This is a genomic window from Enterobacter asburiae (assembly GCF_024599655.1).
GTDB classification, from domain to species: domain Bacteria; phylum Pseudomonadota; class Gammaproteobacteria; order Enterobacterales; family Enterobacteriaceae; genus Enterobacter; species Enterobacter asburiae_D.
The window spans coordinates 1585255-1602763 of sequence record NZ_CP102247.1; the positions used below are offsets into that span (position 1 = coordinate 1585255).

The window sequence follows — 17509 nt, forward strand, 5'->3', positions numbered from 1 at the left end:
CTCGCCCCCTTGAAATACCTCGTCTCCTTTCGTACTACGCTGAAAGTTTCTCGCTATCTGTTTCGGGCGCTGGCGCTCCTGCTTTGGCTGCTGGTGGCCTTGTTCTCGGTGTTTTACATCGTAAACGCGCTGCACCAGAAAGAAGCGGAGATCCGCCAGGAGTTTAACTTAAGCTCCGACCAGGCCCAGCGCTACATTCAGCGAACGTCTGACGTGATGAAGGAGCTGAAGTATATAGCCGAGAATCGTCTGACGGCGGAAAACGGCATCCTGGCGCTTCGCGGGCGTAATGACAAAACCGAAGTCCCGGACTTCCAACCCCTGTTCCCGGACTCCGATTGCTCCACCATGAGCAATTCCTGGCGCGGGTCGCTGGAATCCCTTGCCTGGTTTATGCGCTACTGGCGCGACAATTTCTCCGCCGCCTATGACCTGAACCGTGTATTCCTGATTGGCAGCGAAAATCTCTGCATGGCTGACTTTGGCCTGCGCGATGTGCCCGTTGAGCGTGACGATGCGCTGAAAAGCCTGCATGAACGTATTGTGAAATATCGCAATGCGCCGCAGGACGAGCGCGGGAATAACATCTTCTGGGTTAGCCAGGGCCCGCGCCCGGGCGTGGGCTATTTCTACGCCCTGACGCCGGTGTATCTCGGCAATCGCCTGCAGGCGCTGCTGGGGATTGAGCAGACCATTCGCATGGAAAATTTCTTCACCCCGGGCAGCCTGCCTATGGGAGTAACCATTCTGGATGAAAACGGTCATCAGCTGATCTCACTCGCCGGGCCGGATAACCGGTTAAACGTCGAACCGCACTGGATGCAGGAACGGTCGTGGTTTGGCTATACCTCGGGTTTCCGCGAACTGGTGCTGAAGAAGAGCCTGCCGCCTTCGTCGCTGAGTATTGTCTATTCGGTGCCAGTGGACATGGTGCTTGAGCGGATACGCATTCTCATCATGAATGCCATTCTGCTGAACCTGATCGCGGGTGGGGCGCTGTTCACCCTGGCGCGCATGTATGAGCGGAAAATCTTTATTCCCGCCGAGAGCGACGCCCAGCGGCTGGAGGAACACGAGCAGTTTAACCGCAAGATTGTTGCCTCGGCACCGGTGGGGATCTGTATTCTGCGTACCCAGGACGGGACCAATATTCTGAGTAACGAACTGGCGCATAACTACCTGAACATGCTGACGCATGAAGACCGGCAGAGGCTGACGCAAATTATCTGCGGCCAGCAGGTTAACTTTGTCGACGTGCTCACCAGTACGCACACCAACCTGCAGATCAGCTTTGTCCATTCACGCTATCGCAATGAAAACGTGGCGATTTGCGTGCTGGTGGATGTCTCCGCGCGCGTGAAGATGGAAGAGTCGCTGCAGGAGATGGCGCAGGCGGCGGAGCAGGCCAGCCAGTCGAAATCCATGTTCCTTGCCACCGTCAGCCACGAGTTGCGAACGCCGCTGTACGGGATCATCGGTAACCTCGACTTGCTGCAGACGAAAGAGCTGCCGAAAGGGGTCGACAGGCTGGTGACGGCGATGAACAACTCCTCCAGCCTGCTGCTAAAAATCATCAGCGATATTCTCGACTTCTCTAAAATTGAGTCTGAGCAGCTGAAAATCGAGCCGCGGGAGTTCTCGCCGCGCGAGGTCATGAACCACATTAGCGCCAACTATCTGCCGCTGGTGGTGCGTAAACAGCTGGGGCTCTACTGCTTTATCGAACCGGACGTGCCGCTGACGCTGCATGGCGATCCGATGCGCCTGCAGCAGGTCATCTCTAACCTGCTCAGCAACGCCATCAAATTCACCGACGTTGGCTGTATCGTGTTGCACGTCTGCCGGGCGGGGGATTATCTGAGTATTCGCGTGCGCGACACGGGCGTCGGCATCCCGGCGAAGGAAGTGGTTCGCCTGTTCGACCCGTTCTTCCAGGTCGGGACCGGCGTGCAGCGTAACTTCCAGGGCACCGGACTGGGGCTGGCGATTTGTGAGAAGCTCGTCAGCATGATGGACGGGGATATCTCGGTGGATACCGAGCCCGGCATGGGCAGCCAGTTCACCATCCGCATTCCGCTCTATTCGGCGCAGTATCCGGCAAAATCGACGGTGGACGGTCTGAGCGACAAGCGCTGCTGGCTGGCGGTGCATAACGCCTCATTGAATGACTACCTGACGGCGCTGCTTGCCCACAGCGGCGTGCGGGTGTGCCGCTATGAAGGTCAAACGCCGGACGTGGACGATGTGCTGATCGCCGACGAGATGCCGGATCAGCCGTGGCAGGGAAGAGGGGCGGTGCTCTTCTGTCGTCGCCACATTGGAATTCCTGTCGAGCGTACGCCTGGAGAATGGGTACACAGTGTCGCAACGCCGCACGAGCTGTTGAGCCTGCTGGCGCGCATCTACAAAGTGGAGCTGGAAGAGCGCGACGGCGCGGGCGGATTGCCGTCACCGGACTCTCTGGCGTCGGTGAATGACGATATGATGATTCTGGTGGTGGATGATCATCCGATTAACCGCCGCCTGCTGGCTGACCAGCTGGGATCGCTGGGCTACCAGTGCAAAACGGCCAATGACGGCGTGGATGCGCTGAATGTGCTGAGTAAAAATCATATTGATATCGTGCTTAGCGACGTCAACATGCCAAACATGGACGGCTACCGTCTGACGCAGCGCATCCGACAGCTGGGCCTGACGCTGCCGGTGGTGGGCGTAACGGCGAACGCGCTGGCGGAAGAGAAACAGCGCTGTCTGGAGTCAGGCATGGACAGCTGTCTGTCGAAGCCGGTGACGCTGGACGTGCTGAAACAGACATTGTCGATTTACGCGGATCGCGTGAGAAAAACCAGAATATAAAAAAGGCCCGCAAGGGCCTTTTACGTTTTTCACCCTCTCCCTGTGGGAGAGGGATGGGGTGAGGGCATCAGGCCGCACACCCGTCCGGGATCAATCCTTGTCCGTTGCGCTCAGCGTAACGGAGGACAGATAGTTCAGCAGGGCAATATCGTTGTCCACGCCCAGCTTCATCATCGCTGATTTCTTCTGGCTGCTGATGGTTTTAATACTGCGGTTCAGCTTCTTGGCAATCTCGGTCACCAGGAAACCTTCTGCGAACAGGCGCAGAACTTCACTCTCTTTCGGGGACAGGCGTTTGTCACCGTAGCCACCCGCGCTGATTTTTTCCAGCAGACGAGAGACGCTCTCAGGCGTGAACTTCTTGCCTTTCTGCAGCGCAGCGAGCGCTTTTGGCAGATCGGTCGGTGCGCCCTGTTTCAGCACAATCCCTTCGATGTCCAGATCCAACACCGCGCTCAGGATCGCCGGGTTGTTGTTCATGGTCAGAACAATGATCGAGATATCCGGGAAGTGACGTTTAATGTATTTGATGAGCGTGATCCCATCACCGTACTTGTCCCCAGGCATGGAGAGATCGGTAATAAGCACGTGTGCATCAAGCTTTGGGAGGTTATTGATCAGTGCTGTAGAGTCTTCAAATTCACCGACTACATTCACCCACTCGATCTGTTCAAGTGATTTGCGAATACCGAACAGTACAATCGGATGGTCATCGGCAATAATTACGTTCATATTGTTCATGTATAAGGCTACCTTGCTACAGCAAGCTTTTGACGTAGGCGTCAATGTCGCTGATGTATTTTTCAATGCCAGAGGCATCTTTCTCACGAATTAGATGTTCCAGCGTTTCACATAACTGCTTGCCGGGAACCAGATTAAGCATGGCAAACACCCCTTTAAGCCGGTGTGCTGTCTGTGCCAGCGCTGCTAAATCATTCGCAGCGGACTCAGTATACAACCGCTTAACATCATCTGGTACTGTATCAACAAAGAGTGAATAGTATCCGCTGGCGTGAAGCTCGGCATTTTCATTGCCGCCTAACGGTGATTCCGCTATCTCTTCCTGCGCCAGCTGCTCTTCTATTAGTTGTAGTACAGCTTCCTGCATCGCATTGCTTATATTAAAGTTGACGCGCAGCTGGCCAGGGCCGATTTTCCGCACGCCTGACTCATCATCGCTTAAAAGCAAGCCGGAGGCAGTAAGATTAGACGGATTATCAGTTAAAAACAGATCAAATTCTTGACTTGCAAGTCTTTCATCCGGCGTGATGCAGGCCGCACCCCAGTTTTCTAACTGACGAACGACGATATTGCGGATCTCGTTCGAGGTCACATCGACCATCACCACGACGTCATCCAGCAGACGTTCTTCATCTTCTTCCTGCGGATTGGCCGCCATTTTCACGTGCAGAGAATAGCGGGTGCCGAGAGATTCACGGGCTTTGATATTCAGATGGCCGCCGAGCTTACGCGCCAGCTGATCGCACAGCCAGAAGGTCAGAGCATTGGCCTTGCCGTAGCGATCGCTTTGCGTGTCATTCAGGAACGGGAAGTGCAGGTTATCAATTTCACTCGTTGTGACGCCTTCCCCGGTGTCCAGGATGCGGAACGCCAGGCGGTCTTCTGCCGACTCCTCAGCGCTGACTTCCAGGGTGATCTTGCCGATCTGCGTGGTGGTCACGGCGTACTGAATAATCATCAGCAGAATGCGGCGCAGCGCTTCGCGATCGCCGTGGCGTTCGTCATTCGCCGGGAGATTGTTATTGATCAGCAGCTGCAACCCTTTGCGCTTAATCACGGGCAGCACGTCCGGCACCACTTCATCGATCAGATCCTGAATGGAGAAGAGGGTTGGCGTTCCCTTCCAGAAATCATTCTCCAGCATGTTCGCCAGCTGGATCTCATCAACCATTCTGACCAGCGAATCGGCCTGGCAGGCAAGCTGGTGGCTTTCAGAGGTGTTTAACGCCGCCGCCTGGGTCGCCAGCGTTTTTAACGGCTGCTTGAAGGCATCGCCAATGTTCTGCATGAATGCGGCGCGCCCCTGCTGGTTTTTCTCATACAGTCTTTGCGCTTGCTTGAGCTTTTTATTGACCAGCACTTCGCGATCCTGGTCGCGAATAATGAATATTTGCGTGCGGGGAGCCACCTGGCTGCGGAACTGACGGATCTCGTACAGTTCATTGTTGATGGTGGCCTGAATCACCCCCTGGTGCTGATCCGCCATGGTGGTGATGTTCTGCAGGTTAAGATGCGGCAGCAGATGGTCGGCAATTTTGTTGCTCATCACCGTACGATTGGCCTCCTGGTCGTGAACTAAGACCCCAAGCGGCAGCACGGAAACAATTTCTTCATTCAGTGCACGCAATACGCGCAGCTCATTGCTGGTGCCGGCCGGAACCGCAGAGGCGTCGCTCTGACGCCCCGTCTGGAACCGGAAGGTGCTGTAGCCAAACAGCGCCAGCGCCAGCAGACCGATATTCAGCAGCAGAGGCAGCAGGATATTTTGCAGGGTGTCGAGCAACAGCGTGCCAAACGGCACCTGCCACACCAGACGCATCCCGGTCGAATTCAGCGATGAGGCAATTTCGATTTTCGAACCGTTAAAGGAGATCGAAACGCTTTCTGCGGCCTCTTTGTCTGACGCAGCACGCATGTTCTGGGTGCTGCTGTCTGGCTCCATACGGAAGCTGTCGAGCGGCATGTCCGGCGGGATTAAATCATTAATCGGTAAATCGAAGGCCACCACCGTCGCCAGGTGTCCTGGCTGGTTGAACGTGGTGCGCAGGGTAAAGTAATGACCGTTTTGCCAGGCCAGACGACGCAGGGAAGAGAAGCTCTCGCGTTCATCAAGGGCATTCGCCTGCTGCAGCATCTCTGCCCGGCGGGAATCGACGATGCTGCCCACGGTGGTCTCTTTAAACCCGGAAGAGAGATCTTTTAACGGCAGCGTTGAGATCAGGATCATGCTGTTGTCCTGACCGTTCAGATAGTACATCGACCACGGTACCGTTTCAGCGCCCCAGAGGGTATCCAGATAGGTCGAAATACGCTGCGTCATCTCAAGCGTCGCGCTGTCGTGAGAGCCAAAGATGAGGGCCTCGGTCTTACGCTGCGGTTTTTCGAGATAATAGACATCCTGCTTAAGCCGCGTCTCCTGAAGTCCATCCCCGGTCGAGGAGGTCGGGGCAGCCGCGATATTGTCGTAAATCTGCCAGGTGGCGTAGCGCCAGGTATCAATGCGCTTGTGCACGGCATGGGTGATATCAACGACCTGATAGCTCTTATCCTTCAGCCAGGCGTTAACCGCGCTTTGCACCATCACCCCCATGGTGACTAACAGCACAACGATCAAAAGAAGAAAGAAACGGGTGATGCTCCCGGGAAGGAGGGAAAATTTGCTCGGGGCGGTAGTTTCAGTCTGACTCATTGATATCTTTAACCCGTTATGGTCGTGCTCTGTGGCGATAGGGCAGTATAAAGGGTAATAACTGAATTTCCAGCGCCACTGTCCGGGAAGAAGCGACTTTTTCGCCGGGCAATATCGGCGGTGGGGTGTGCAGTAAACATGTACAAACTCGCCATATGCGTACAAATAACAGGCATACGCGCCCGGAAAATAGCACGAATTAACAAGAAATTAAGTTTCGCCTCAATTCTATGTCCTCGCAGGATACCCGAGGAGAATTTAGTTAATAGTCGTTACAATTACGGTGCGGTAGCACAAAAAAAGAGAAGTTACGTAAAGAAAGGTAAAAAAAAACCGAATGCGGAGCATCCGGTTCAATTAGGGATAAACAGACATTCAAAACTGAATGACGGTAATAAATAAAGTTAATGATGATAGCGAGAGTTATTTTAGAGATTAGGTGCGATCTTGTTTTGTCATTCAGTGCTGTAACGAATTTTATTGTAACTAATTGATATTTATGTGGTGATTTTCCTGTTTGATTATAAGTGCTAATTTTATAAGCTATTTGTGCTTTGTAAAAGTTCCTTGATATTTACATTTTGAAACATGTTGATAGATAAATGAAACATCTTCAAAGTTTTCGTATCATATTCGCATTGGATTATTCTGTAATTTTGCGGAGAATGAAATTGCCGACTGGTTAATGAGGGTTAACCAGTAAGCAGTGGCAATTATAAGGCATATAACAGAGGGTTAATAAAATGAAAGTTAAAGTACTGTCCCTCCTGGTACCAGCACTCCTGGTGGCAGGCGCAGCAAATGCGGCCGAAATTTATAACAAAGATGGCAACAAATTAGATCTGTACGGTAAAGTCGATGGTCTGCACTATTTCTCTGACGACAAGGGCAACGACGGCGACAAGACCTATATGCGTCTTGGCTTCAAAGGCGAAACTCAGGTTAACGATCAACTGACCGGTTACGGCCAGTGGGAATACCAGATCCAGGGCAACACCACTGAAGGTGACAACCAGTCCTGGACGCGTGTGGCGTTCGCGGGTCTGAAATTCGCTGAGGCGGGTTCTTTCGATTACGGTCGTAACTACGGCGTAATCTACGACGTAACCTCCTGGACCGACGTTCTGCCTGAATTTGGCGGCGATACCTACGGCGCAGACAACTTCCTGCAATCCCGTGCTAACGGCGTTGCAACCTACCGTAACCAGGACTTCTTTGGTCTGGTTGACGGCCTGAACTTTGCTCTGCAATATCAGGGCAAAAACGGCAGCGTAAGCGGTGAAAACACCAGCGGTCGCAGCCTGCTGAACCAGAACGGCGACGGCTACGGTGCATCCGTGACCTATAACCTGGGCGAAGGTTTCAGCGTGGGTGGCGCGATGTCCTCCTCCAAACGTACCGCCGATCAGAACGCACCAGGCGTATACGGTAATGGCGATCACGCAGAAGTCTATTCTGGCGGCCTGAAATACGATGCTAACAACATCTATCTGGCAGCGCAGTACTCTCAGACCTACAACGCAACCCGTTTCGGTACCTCTAACGGCAGCAGCCCGACTACCGCTTACGGCTTCGCTAACAAAGCGCAGAACTTCGAAGTGGTTGCTCAGTACCAGTTCGACTTCGGCCTGCGTCCATCCGTGGCTTACCTGCAGTCTAAAGGGAAAGACATCGAAGGTTACGGCGATCAGGATCTGCTGAAATATGTTGATGTTGGTGCGACTTACTACTTCAACAAAAACATGTCCACCTACGTGGATTACAAAATCAACCTGGTTGATGAAAATGAATTCACCCGTCAGGCGGGTATCGGTACTGACGATATCGTCGCGCTGGGCCTGGTTTACCAGTTCTAATCGCTTCACCGTGTGACGTAAGGGGCCTGCTGGCCCCTTTTTTATGCCTCTCTGATTCTCACAACTCACCCGTTTTGGTGTACTCTTGCCGCCCTGGCATGAGGATAATAATGAATGGACATGACTTTTTTACGCGCCAGCTTTCTGGCTATGCTTTTTTTCCTGACCGCGTGTAACGATCCCACCCCCGTGGCGAAAACCGACACACCCGCCGCGACGGTGCTCGAAGGCAAAACGATGGGGACCTTCTGGCGCGTCAGCGTCATGAACCTCGATAAAACGCGCACAGATGAACTTCGCGGCAAAATCCAGTCGCAGCTGGACGCCGACGATCAGCTGCTGTCGACCTATAAAAATGACTCGGCGCTGATGCGCTTTAACCTCTCCACCAGCACCTCCCTGTGGCCGGTGAGCGAGGCGATGGCCGATATCGTGACCGAGGCAATGCGCGTGGGTTACAAAACCAACGGCGCGATGGATGTGACCGTCGGACCGCTGGTAAACCTTTGGGGATTTGGCCCTAACAAACAGCCGGTGACCACGCCTGAACAGGCGGCTATTGATGACGCCCGCGCCAGGACAGGGCTGCAGCATCTGACGGTGATCAATCAGTACGGGCAACAGTACCTGCAAAAGGATATCCCCGATCTGTTTGTCGATCTGTCGACGGTCGGGGAAGGCTATGCGGCGGATCATCTTGCTGCGCTGATGGCCCAGGAAGGGATTTCCCGCTATCTGGTCTCCGTGGGCGGCGCGCTAGTCAGCCGGGGCATGAACGCCAGCGATAGGCCGTGGCGCGTAGCGATTCAAAAGCCGACCGATCGGCAAAATGCCGTGCAGGCGATAGTGGATATCAACGGACATGGCATCAGTACCTCCGGAAGCTATCGTAACTATTACGAGCTTGAGGGGAAGCGTATTTCGCACGTTATCGATCCGCAGACCGGACGTCCCATCACGCATAACCTGGTCTCGGTGACGGTCATTGCCCCCACCGCGCTGGAAGCGGATGCCTGGGATACCGGATTAATGGTTCTCGGCCCGGAAAAAGCCAAAGAGGTGGTTCGTCAGGAAGGGCTGGCGGTTTATATGATCACCAAAGAGGGCGATGGGTTCAAAACCTGGCATTCACCGCAGTTCGACAGCTTCCTGGTGCGCGAAAAAAATTAAAAAGCAAGGTTGCGGGTTTTTTATCAGTGGCACTCAGGCAGGCTCTATGTATGCTTACAAGAGGAGCCGATAATGAGAAACTCGACCTTTATTACCGATGAGGATCGCTGGCAGGCCGTGCTGGCCCGCGATCCGCTCGCTGACGAACAGTTTGTCTTCGCCGTGCAGACCACGGGTATTTTCTGCCGCCCGTCATGCCGCGCCCGCCACGCGCTGCGTAAAAATGTCCGCTTTTATCCCGATGCCCACCATGCCGTTCAGGCAGGGTTTCGCCCGTGCAAGCGCTGCATGCCGGACAAACGCGATCCGCAGGCGCAGAAGCTGGCGAAAGTGGAACACGCCTGCCGTCTTCTGGAGCAGGAACCCACGCTAACCCTGAAGGGGCTGGCGCAGCAGGTTGCCATGAGTCCTTTTCATTTCCACCGTCTGTTTAAGTCCGTGACCGGCATGACGCCAAAAGCCTGGCAGCAGGCGGCGCGAGGCCAGCGCCTGCGCACCGCGCTTGCACAGGGTGACAAAGTTACCGACGCCGTGCTGGCAGCGGGGTTTCCCGACAGCAGCAGCTATTATCGCAAAGCCAACGATGCGCTGGGCATGACGGCCAGGCAGTACCGCAAAGGGGATGCGGCAGTGCGTTATGCCATCAGCGACTGTTCGTTAGGACGCTGTCTGGTTGCAGAAAGCGAGCGGGGGATCTGTGCGATCCTGCTGGGTGACAGCGATGCGGAATTAGCCGAAGAGCTTGCCGCGCATTTTCCAAAAGCAGCGCATGCGCCGCTGGAAGAGGATTTCGCGCGGCGGATCCAGCAGGTAATTGCCAGTATCGATAACCGCGACGTACCGCTTGCGCTGCCGCTGGATATTCGCGGAACCGCGTTCCAGCAGCGCGTCTGGCAGGCCCTTCGCAACATTCCCTGCGGCGAAACGGCAAGTTACCGGCAGGTGGCGCAGGCGATTGGTCAACCCAATGCGGTACGCGCCGTTGCCGGAGCCTGTGCGGCAAACACGCTGGCGATTGTGATCCCCTGTCATCGCGTGGTTCGTCACGACGGCGCGCTGTCGGGTTACCGTTGGGGGACGGCGCGAAAAGCGCTATTACTGAAACGTGAGGCGAAACGCCAGGAGGGATAATGCTCGATCTTTTTGCGGATGCTGAACCCTGGCAGGAGCCGCTTGCGCCGGGGGCGGTGATCCTGCGGCGCTTTGCACTCTCCCGTGCGGCGGCGCTGCTTGCCGGTATCGACGAGGTGACGGCGGTTTCGCCGTTTCGCCATATGGTGACGCCGGGCGGTTACACCATGTCGGTGGCCATGGCCAACTGCGGCGAGCTGGGCTGGGCGACGAACGAGCGGGGCTATCTGTATGCCCCGAACGATCCAGCTACCGGCCAGCCGTGGCCCCCGATGCCTGCCGTTTTTCAGGCTCTCTGCCACGAGGCCGCCGTAGCTGCGGAGTATCCTGACTTTCGGCCGGATGCCTGCCTGATCAACCGCTACGCCGTCGGTGCGAAGCTCTCGCTGCATCAGGACAAGGACGAACCCGATTTGCGCGCGCCTATCGTCTCGGTATCGTTAGGTTTGCCCGCCGTCTTCCAGTTTGGAGGATTACGCCGCAACGATCCGCTCAAACGCATCATGCTGGAACATGGCGATGTGGTGGTGTGGGGCAGGGCGTCGCGGCTTTATTATCACGGCATTCAGCCGCTGAAGCCCGGGGTCCACCCGCTGACGGGCGAATACCGTTATAACCTGACCTTTCGTCAGGCCGGGGCGAGTAAACAAAAATAAGAATTATTCTTGATGTCCGCGCAGGGCAGTTTACACTGCTGGCTGATTTTTATTGTCCGGATTGCCTGCATGCAACTACTTCTCCTCGTCTGGCGTCAGTACCGCTGGCCCTTCATCGCCGTAATGGCATTAAGCCTTGCCAGCGCCGCGCTGGGTATTGGCCTGATCGCGTTTATTAACGTGCGGTTGATTGAAATGGTCGACACCTCGATCGCCGTATTGCCGGAGTTTCTCGGCCTGCTGCTCCTGTTGATGGCGGTTACGCTCGGCTCCCAGCTTGCGCTGACCGCGCTCGGACACCATTTCGTTTTCCGTTTGCGCAGTGAGTTTATCAAGCGGATCCTGGACACCCAGATAGAGCGCGTTGAGCAGCTCGGCAGCGCTTCCCTGCTGGCGGGGCTGACCAGCGACGTGCGCGCCATTACTATCGCGTTCGTGCGTCTGCCTGAGCTGGTGCAGGGGATCATTCTGACCTTTGGATCGGCCGCATATCTCGCCTGGCTCTCCAGCACAATGCTGGCGGTGACCGCGCTGTGGATTGCCATTACCATCTGGGGCGGCTTTATGCTGGTGTCGCGCGTCTACAAACACATGGCGGTGCTGCGCGAAACCGAAGATAAGCTCTATAACGATTACCAGACGGTACTGGAAGGACGCAAAGAGCTCACCCTGAACCGCGAGCGCGCCGAGCATATCTTTAATAACCTCTATATTCCGGACGCGCGCGAATACCGTCATCACATTATTCGCGCCGATACCTTCCACCTGAGCGCGGTGAACTGGTCAAACATTATGATGCTGGGTGCCATTGGCCTGGTATTCTGGATGGCGAACAGCCTGGGCTGGGCGGACACCAACGTCGCGGCAACCTACTCGCTGACGCTGCTGTTTCTGCGCACGCCGCTGCTCTCGGCGGTCGGTGCGTTGCCTACCTTGCTGAGTGCGCAGGTGGCATTTAAAAAGCTCAACAAATTCGATCTCGCACCGTTTAAAGCCGAATTCCCGCGCCCGCAGGCCTTCCCGAACTGGCAGACGCTGGAGCTGCGTAACGTCACGTTCCGCTATCAGGACAGCGCCTTCTCCGTGGGGCCGGTCAACCTGACGATCCACCGCGGTGAACTGCTGTTCCTCATCGGCGGCAACGGCAGCGGTAAATCTACGCTGGCGATGCTGCTGACCGGACTCTATCAGCCGCAGTCGGGCGAGATTTTGCTGGACGGCACGGTGCTGAGCGCGGAGAAGCCCGAGGATTACCGCAAGCTTTTCTCGGCGGTGTTCACCGACGTCTGGCTGTTCGATCGGCTGCTGGGGCCGGAAGGGCAACAGGCCAATCCTGCGCTGGTGGAAAAATGGCTGGCGCAGCTGCAGATGTCGCACAAGCTGGAGTTACAGGACGGGAAGATCCTCAACCTGAAGCTTTCCAAAGGGCAGAAAAAACGCGTGGCGCTGCTGCTGGCGCTGGCGGAAGAGCGTGACATCATCCTGCTGGATGAGTGGGCAGCGGATCAGGACCCGCACTTCCGCCGCGAGTTTTATCAGGTGCTGCTGCCGCTGATGCAGGAGATGGGCAAAACCATTTTCGCCATCAGCCACGACGATCACTACTTCATACATGCTGACCGCCTGCTGGAGATGCGCGACGGCAAGCTGAGCGAGCTGACTGGTGAAGAGCGCGATGCGGCCTCGCGTGACGCGGTGGCGCGTACGGCCTGATGCCCTCACCCTAACCCTCTCCCACAGGGAGAGGGGATAGATCGTGGCCGTAATGCCGCTTTTTTCTCCATCCCGTCCCGTTGTTTATTCTTATTTACATATCCCCGCGCTATGCTTAACCCCAACTCATTTAATGGATTTATGATTGATGTCGGTATTAAAGAAAAACAGCGCCAGGCAGCGTGACCAGGAGCGCGCGCGACTCATCTGGCTTCTCACGACCGATAAAGCGGTCACTTCTACGCTATTAGGCAAACTCACCCTGGCTGAGCAATATGATGTCGGCACCCTGGCCGACGATATTGCTGAGGTAGGTGCGCTGGTTGCTCATTTACCTCCGCCGGATCTGGCGGATACCCTTGAGGCGCTTCCCTCGGAAGAACGCCACGCCCTGTGGCGTCTGGTGCAGGATCACGAGCGCGGGCAGGTGCTGCTTGAGGCCTCTGAAAACGTCTGGGACGACCTGATCGACGAGATGAGCGACCGGGACATTCTCGACGCTGTGCAAACCCTGGATATCGACGAGCAGATTTACCTCGTTCAGCACCTGCCGCGAAACCTGACCGGTCGCCTGCTGGCGTCGCTGCCTGCGGAGGAGCGGGCGCGCGTGCGTCAGGTGATGCACTACGAGAAAAACAGCGTCGGCGCGATCATGGAGTTCGGCGTTATCACGGTGCGACCGGACGTGACGCTCGGCACCGTGCAGCGCTACCTGCGTCGACTGGGCAAGATGCCGGACAACACCGATAAGCTGTTCGTCACCTCCCGGGATAAAACCCTGCTCGGCGAACTGGAGCTGAAAACTATCCTGCTCAATAGCACCCAGCGGAAGGTGAGCGAGGTGATGGAAAACGAGCCGATGGTTTTCTCCCCGGAAGACGATGCGGAGAAAGCGGCGCGTACCTTCGAACGTGACGACCTCGTCAGCGCCGCCGTCGTGGATTCTGTCGGCAAACTGATGGGGCGTCTGACCATAGATGAGATCGTTGATGTGGTCTACGAAGAAACCGACAATGACCTGCGTGCGCTCGGCGGGATCAGCGCGGAAGACGATGTCCACGCTTCTGTGGGCAAGGCGGTGAAAACGCGCTGGGCGTGGCTGGCCATTAACCTCTGTACCGCGTTTATCGCCTCCCGGGTGATTGACGGTTTTGAACACACCATTTCACAGCTGGTGGCGCTGGCCTCGCTGATGCCGATTGTCGCAGGGATTGGTGGTAACACAGGAAACCAAACTATAACCATGATCGTTCGCGCCCTTGCGCTGGAAAATATTCAGCCAGGTAACTTTTCGTGGCTCATTTTTAGAGAGATGGGCGTCGCGCTAATTAACGGCCTGGTGTGGGGCGGGATTATGGGCGGCATCACCTGGTGGCTGTACGACGATATGGCCCTGGGCGGCGTGATGATGCTGGCGATGGTGCTGAACCTACTGGTAGCGTCGATAATGGGCGTGATTATCCCGCTGACGATGACCAAACTGGGGCGCGACCCCGCGGTGGGGTCGAGCGTGATGATCACCGCCATCACCGATACCGGCGGTTTCTTTATTTTTCTTGGGCTGGCGACGGTTTTTCTTCTTTAAGCCGACGCTTAATGCGGGCGGGGAGGAGTGCCATGACGATAATCCCGCCCAACACGCCAATCGCCAGATTGCCGGTGGATACCGTGGCGGCTACGGTGACCAGCATGACCACCGTTTCTGCAATCGGGGCCGTTTTCACCGTGGCTGGCTGAAGGCTGTGCCAGCTGAAGGTTTTAACGGCGACAATCGCCATAATACCCGCCAGCACCGCCATCGGGATTTTGGCCATCACGTCGCTGAGCGCCGTCACCAGGATCAGCAGCACGATGCCCGCCGCAAAGGTTGAAATGCGGCTTCGACCTTTACCCATCTCCACGTTGACGATGGTTTGCCCAATCATCGCGCAGCCTGCAATACCGCCATAAAATCCGGCCAGAATATTGCCGACGCCTAATCCAATGCTTTCGCGGCGTTTACCTGACGGTGTCGCGGTCAGCTCATCCACCAGCTTTGCCGTCAGCAGGGATTCCAGCAGGCCGACAAACGCGATGCTCAACGCGCACGGCCAGATAATGCTCAGCGTCTGTACATTGAGGGGGACCAGAAGTTCGGTAAGACCCGGCAAACCGCCGCTCATGGAGCCTTCATCGCCCACGGTCGGCAGGATTTGTCCGGTTGAAACGGTGAACAAGGTAAGCACAACAATCGCAATCAGCGGGGAAGGGATGCTTTTGATATAGCGCGGCACCCACAGCACGATCAGCAGCGTCAGCACGAACAGGCCCACAATCAGCGGGCTTCGGCTCCAGAAATGCGGCACCTGAGCGAAGAAGATCAAAATGCCGAGGGCGTTAACAAACCCGGTCATGACCGACTGAGGAATAAAGCGCATCAGCCTTGCCATACCCAGCACGCCAAACAGAATCTGAATCACGCCAGCCATCAGCACGGCGGGAAGAATATACTGTACGCCGTGCTGATGCACCATCGGGCCAATGACCAGCGCCACGGAACCGGCCGCTGCCGTGACCATCGCCGGGCGACCGCCCAGTACCGACAGGGCAAGACACAGCACCACGGAGGCGATCAGGCTGACCTTCGGATCAACGCCCGCCACCACCGAAAATGAGATAACCTCGGGGATCAGCGCCAGGGCGGTAATCACGCCTGCCAGCGTTTCACGCGTCAGCTGCTTAGGGGAACGCAGCACGTTGGCTACGCGGTTTTCGGGAGATACGGCAGAATGGGGTAAGGACATAACAGTTCGCTGGTTAGGGCAGGCTTCCGCGCGCGCGATCACAAAACGCAACATACTAGCCAGTAAAACCGCGCTTTACCAGACGCATCGATAATTCCTCACAAACAATCCATCATTAAATTTCACAATTACAATAATTTCGTAACCTTTAAACAATATTTAAAAGTTGTTACCGTGCCCCCGCAGCTTTTTTCACCTGCAATTTCCACGCATCAAGCACTTTTACACTAAGGCATAAATTATGAAAAAAATGACTGCCATGCTCTTTTCTCTGGCCGTGGGGCTTAACACCGTCTCCATGGCGGCGAAAGCTGACGCACCAAAAGAGCAGGAAACGGACGTCCTTTTAATTGGTGGCGGTATCATGAGCGCCACGCTGGGAACCTATCTGCAAGAACTGCAGCCGGACTGGTCTATGACCATGGTCGAGCGCCTTGATGGCGTGGCGCAGGAGAGTTCGAATGGATGGAATAATGCCGGTACCGGACATTCGGCACTCATGGAACTGAACTATACGCCGCAGAAAAAGGACGGTTCCATTAGTATCGAGAAGGCGGTAGAGATCAACGAAGCATTCCAGGTTTCTCGCCAGTTCTGGTCTCATCAGGTCAACAGCGGCGTGATGCACGACCCGCACTCCTTCATCAACACCGTGCCGCACATGAGCTTTGTGTGGGGTGAGCAGAACGTTAACTTCCTGCGCGCGCGCTACGCCGCTCTGCAGCAGAGCACGCTGTTCCGCGGGATGAAATACTCTGAAGACCACGCGCAGATTAAAGAGTGGGCTCCGCTGGTCATGGAAGGTCGTGACCCGAACCAGAAAGTGGCGGCGACCCGTACCGAAATTGGTACCGACGTTAACTACGGTGAAATTACCCGTCAGCTGGTGACGTCTCTGAAGAAAAAAGAGAACTTCAACCTGCAGCTCAGCACCGAAGTGCGCGGTTTCAAGCGCAACGCGGATAACAGCTGGAGCGTGACCGTTGCCGATCTGAAAAACAACGAAGCCGAGCACGTCATCAAGGCGAAGTTTGTCTTTATCGGTGCGGGCGGCGCGGCGCTGAAGCTGCTGCAGGAGTCCGGTATTCCGGAAGCGGACGACTACGCGGGCTTCCCGGTGGGCGGCCAGTTCCTGGTGTCCGATAACCCGGATGTGGTGAACCGTCATCTGGCAAAAGTGTACGGCCAGGCTTCCGTTGGCGCACCGCCGATGTCTGTTCCGCACATCGACACCCGTATGCTTGACGGCAAACGCGTGGTGCTGTTTGGGCCGTTCGCAACCTTCTCCACGAAGTTCCTGAAAAATGGCTCCCTGTGGGATCTGCTCAGCGCCACAACTACTTCTAACGTCAAACCGATGATGGACGTGGGTCTGGATAACTTCGACCTGGTGAAATATCTGATTAGCCAGGTGATGCTCTCTGACGACGACCGTTTCGAGGCGCTGAAAGAGTACTATCCGCAGGCGAAGAAAGAAGACTGGCGTTTGTGGCAGGCGGGTCAGCGCGTACAGATCATCAAGCGCGATCCGAAAGAGGGCGGCGTGCTGCGTCTGGGTACCGAAGTGGTGAGCGATAAGGATGGTACCATCGCCGCGCTGCTGGGTGCGTCACCGGGCGCGTCTACCGCTGCGCCAATCATGCTGCACCTGATGGAAAAAGTGTTTAAAGATAAAGTCGCCAGCCCGGAATGGCAGGCGAAGCTGAAAACCATTATTCCATCCTACGGCACGAAGCTGAATGGCAACGTGAGCGCGACGGAGCAGGAGCTGGAATACACCAGCCGCGTACTGCAGCTGCAATACATCAAGCCGCAGGCTGCGGATGCTGCGCCAAAAGCGGAGCTGAAGCCTCAGCCGGAAAACAAACCGGTTGCGGATATCGCGCTGTAGTGTAAAAAAGCCGGGTGGCGATG

11 protein-coding genes are annotated in these 17509 nt (G+C 55.9%); 8 read left to right on the top strand and 3 right to left on the bottom strand.

The window, feature by feature from the left end; all coding sequences use genetic code 11:
* Nucleotides 1–9: 9 nt before the first annotated feature.
* Nucleotides 10–2856 (top strand): two-component system sensor histidine kinase RcsC, encoded by a 2847-nt coding sequence (gene rcsC, locus NQ230_RS07555; protein WP_213820389.1) that lies wholly within the window; start codon nucleotides 10–12, stop codon nucleotides 2854–2856.
* 90 nt (nucleotides 2857–2946) lie between these two features.
* Here the strand turns inward: rcsC and rcsB are convergent, their stop codons facing one another.
* Together rcsB and rcsD are read right to left on the bottom strand one after the other, a co-directional pair.
* Nucleotides 2947–3597, bottom strand: a complete 651-nt coding sequence (rcsB, locus tag NQ230_RS07560; RefSeq protein ID WP_003859405.1) for a response regulator transcription factor RcsB — start codon at nucleotides 3595–3597, stop codon at nucleotides 2947–2949.
* A 16-nt stretch (nucleotides 3598–3613) separates the two neighbouring features.
* The gene (gene rcsD / locus NQ230_RS07565) at nucleotides 3614–6286 is read right to left on the bottom strand and encodes a phosphotransferase RcsD (protein WP_257260637.1); all 2673 of its coding nucleotides are present in this window, start codon (nucleotides 6284–6286) and stop codon (nucleotides 3614–3616) included.
* Between the two features lie 743 nt (nucleotides 6287–7029).
* On the opposite strand from rcsD, the gene NQ230_RS07570 reads away from it, so the two are divergent.
* From NQ230_RS07570 to mgtE, 6 genes are all read left to right on the top strand, one after another.
* Nucleotides 7030–8142, top strand: a complete 1113-nt coding sequence (locus NQ230_RS07570; protein ID WP_121425295.1) for a porin OmpC — start codon at nucleotides 7030–7032, stop codon at nucleotides 8140–8142.
* A 114-nt stretch (nucleotides 8143–8256) separates the two neighbouring features.
* Nucleotides 8257–9312: an FAD:protein FMN transferase ApbE gene (apbE, locus tag NQ230_RS07575; RefSeq protein WP_257260639.1), complete on the top strand. Its 1056-nt coding sequence runs from the start codon at nucleotides 8257–8259 to the stop codon at nucleotides 9310–9312.
* Between the two features lie 72 nt (nucleotides 9313–9384).
* The gene (ada, locus tag NQ230_RS07580) at nucleotides 9385–10443 is read left to right on the top strand and encodes a bifunctional DNA-binding transcriptional regulator/O6-methylguanine-DNA methyltransferase Ada (protein ID WP_257260640.1); all 1059 of its coding nucleotides are present in this window, start codon (nucleotides 9385–9387) and stop codon (nucleotides 10441–10443) included.
* Nucleotides 10443–11099 (top strand): DNA oxidative demethylase AlkB, encoded by a 657-nt coding sequence (alkB, locus tag NQ230_RS07585; RefSeq protein WP_121425298.1) that lies wholly within the window; start codon nucleotides 10443–10445, stop codon nucleotides 11097–11099. The genes ada and alkB overlap by 1 nt, the downstream gene beginning before the upstream one ends.
* 69 nt (nucleotides 11100–11168) lie before the next feature.
* Nucleotides 11169–12812 (top strand): multidrug ABC transporter permease/ATP-binding protein, encoded by a 1644-nt coding sequence (locus NQ230_RS07590; RefSeq protein ID WP_257260641.1) that lies wholly within the window; start codon nucleotides 11169–11171, stop codon nucleotides 12810–12812.
* Between the two features lie 148 nt (nucleotides 12813–12960).
* Entirely contained in the window at nucleotides 12961–14397 is a 1437-nt protein-coding gene (mgtE, locus tag NQ230_RS07595; protein ID WP_159514591.1) for a magnesium transporter, read from the top strand.
* Here mgtE and NQ230_RS07600 read toward each other — a convergent pair.
* Nucleotides 14360–15649: a SulP family inorganic anion transporter gene (locus NQ230_RS07600; protein ID WP_257260644.1), complete on the bottom strand. Its 1290-nt coding sequence runs from the start codon at nucleotides 15647–15649 to the stop codon at nucleotides 14360–14362. The two genes, mgtE and NQ230_RS07600, sit on opposite strands and share 38 nt — an antisense overlap.
* A 187-nt stretch (nucleotides 15650–15836) precedes the next feature.
* Between NQ230_RS07600 and mqo the strand changes: the two genes are divergently transcribed.
* The gene (mqo, locus tag NQ230_RS07605) at nucleotides 15837–17486 is read left to right on the top strand and encodes a malate dehydrogenase (quinone) (RefSeq protein ID WP_121425301.1); all 1650 of its coding nucleotides are present in this window, start codon (nucleotides 15837–15839) and stop codon (nucleotides 17484–17486) included.
* The last annotated feature ends 23 nt before the right edge of the window (nucleotides 17487–17509 follow it).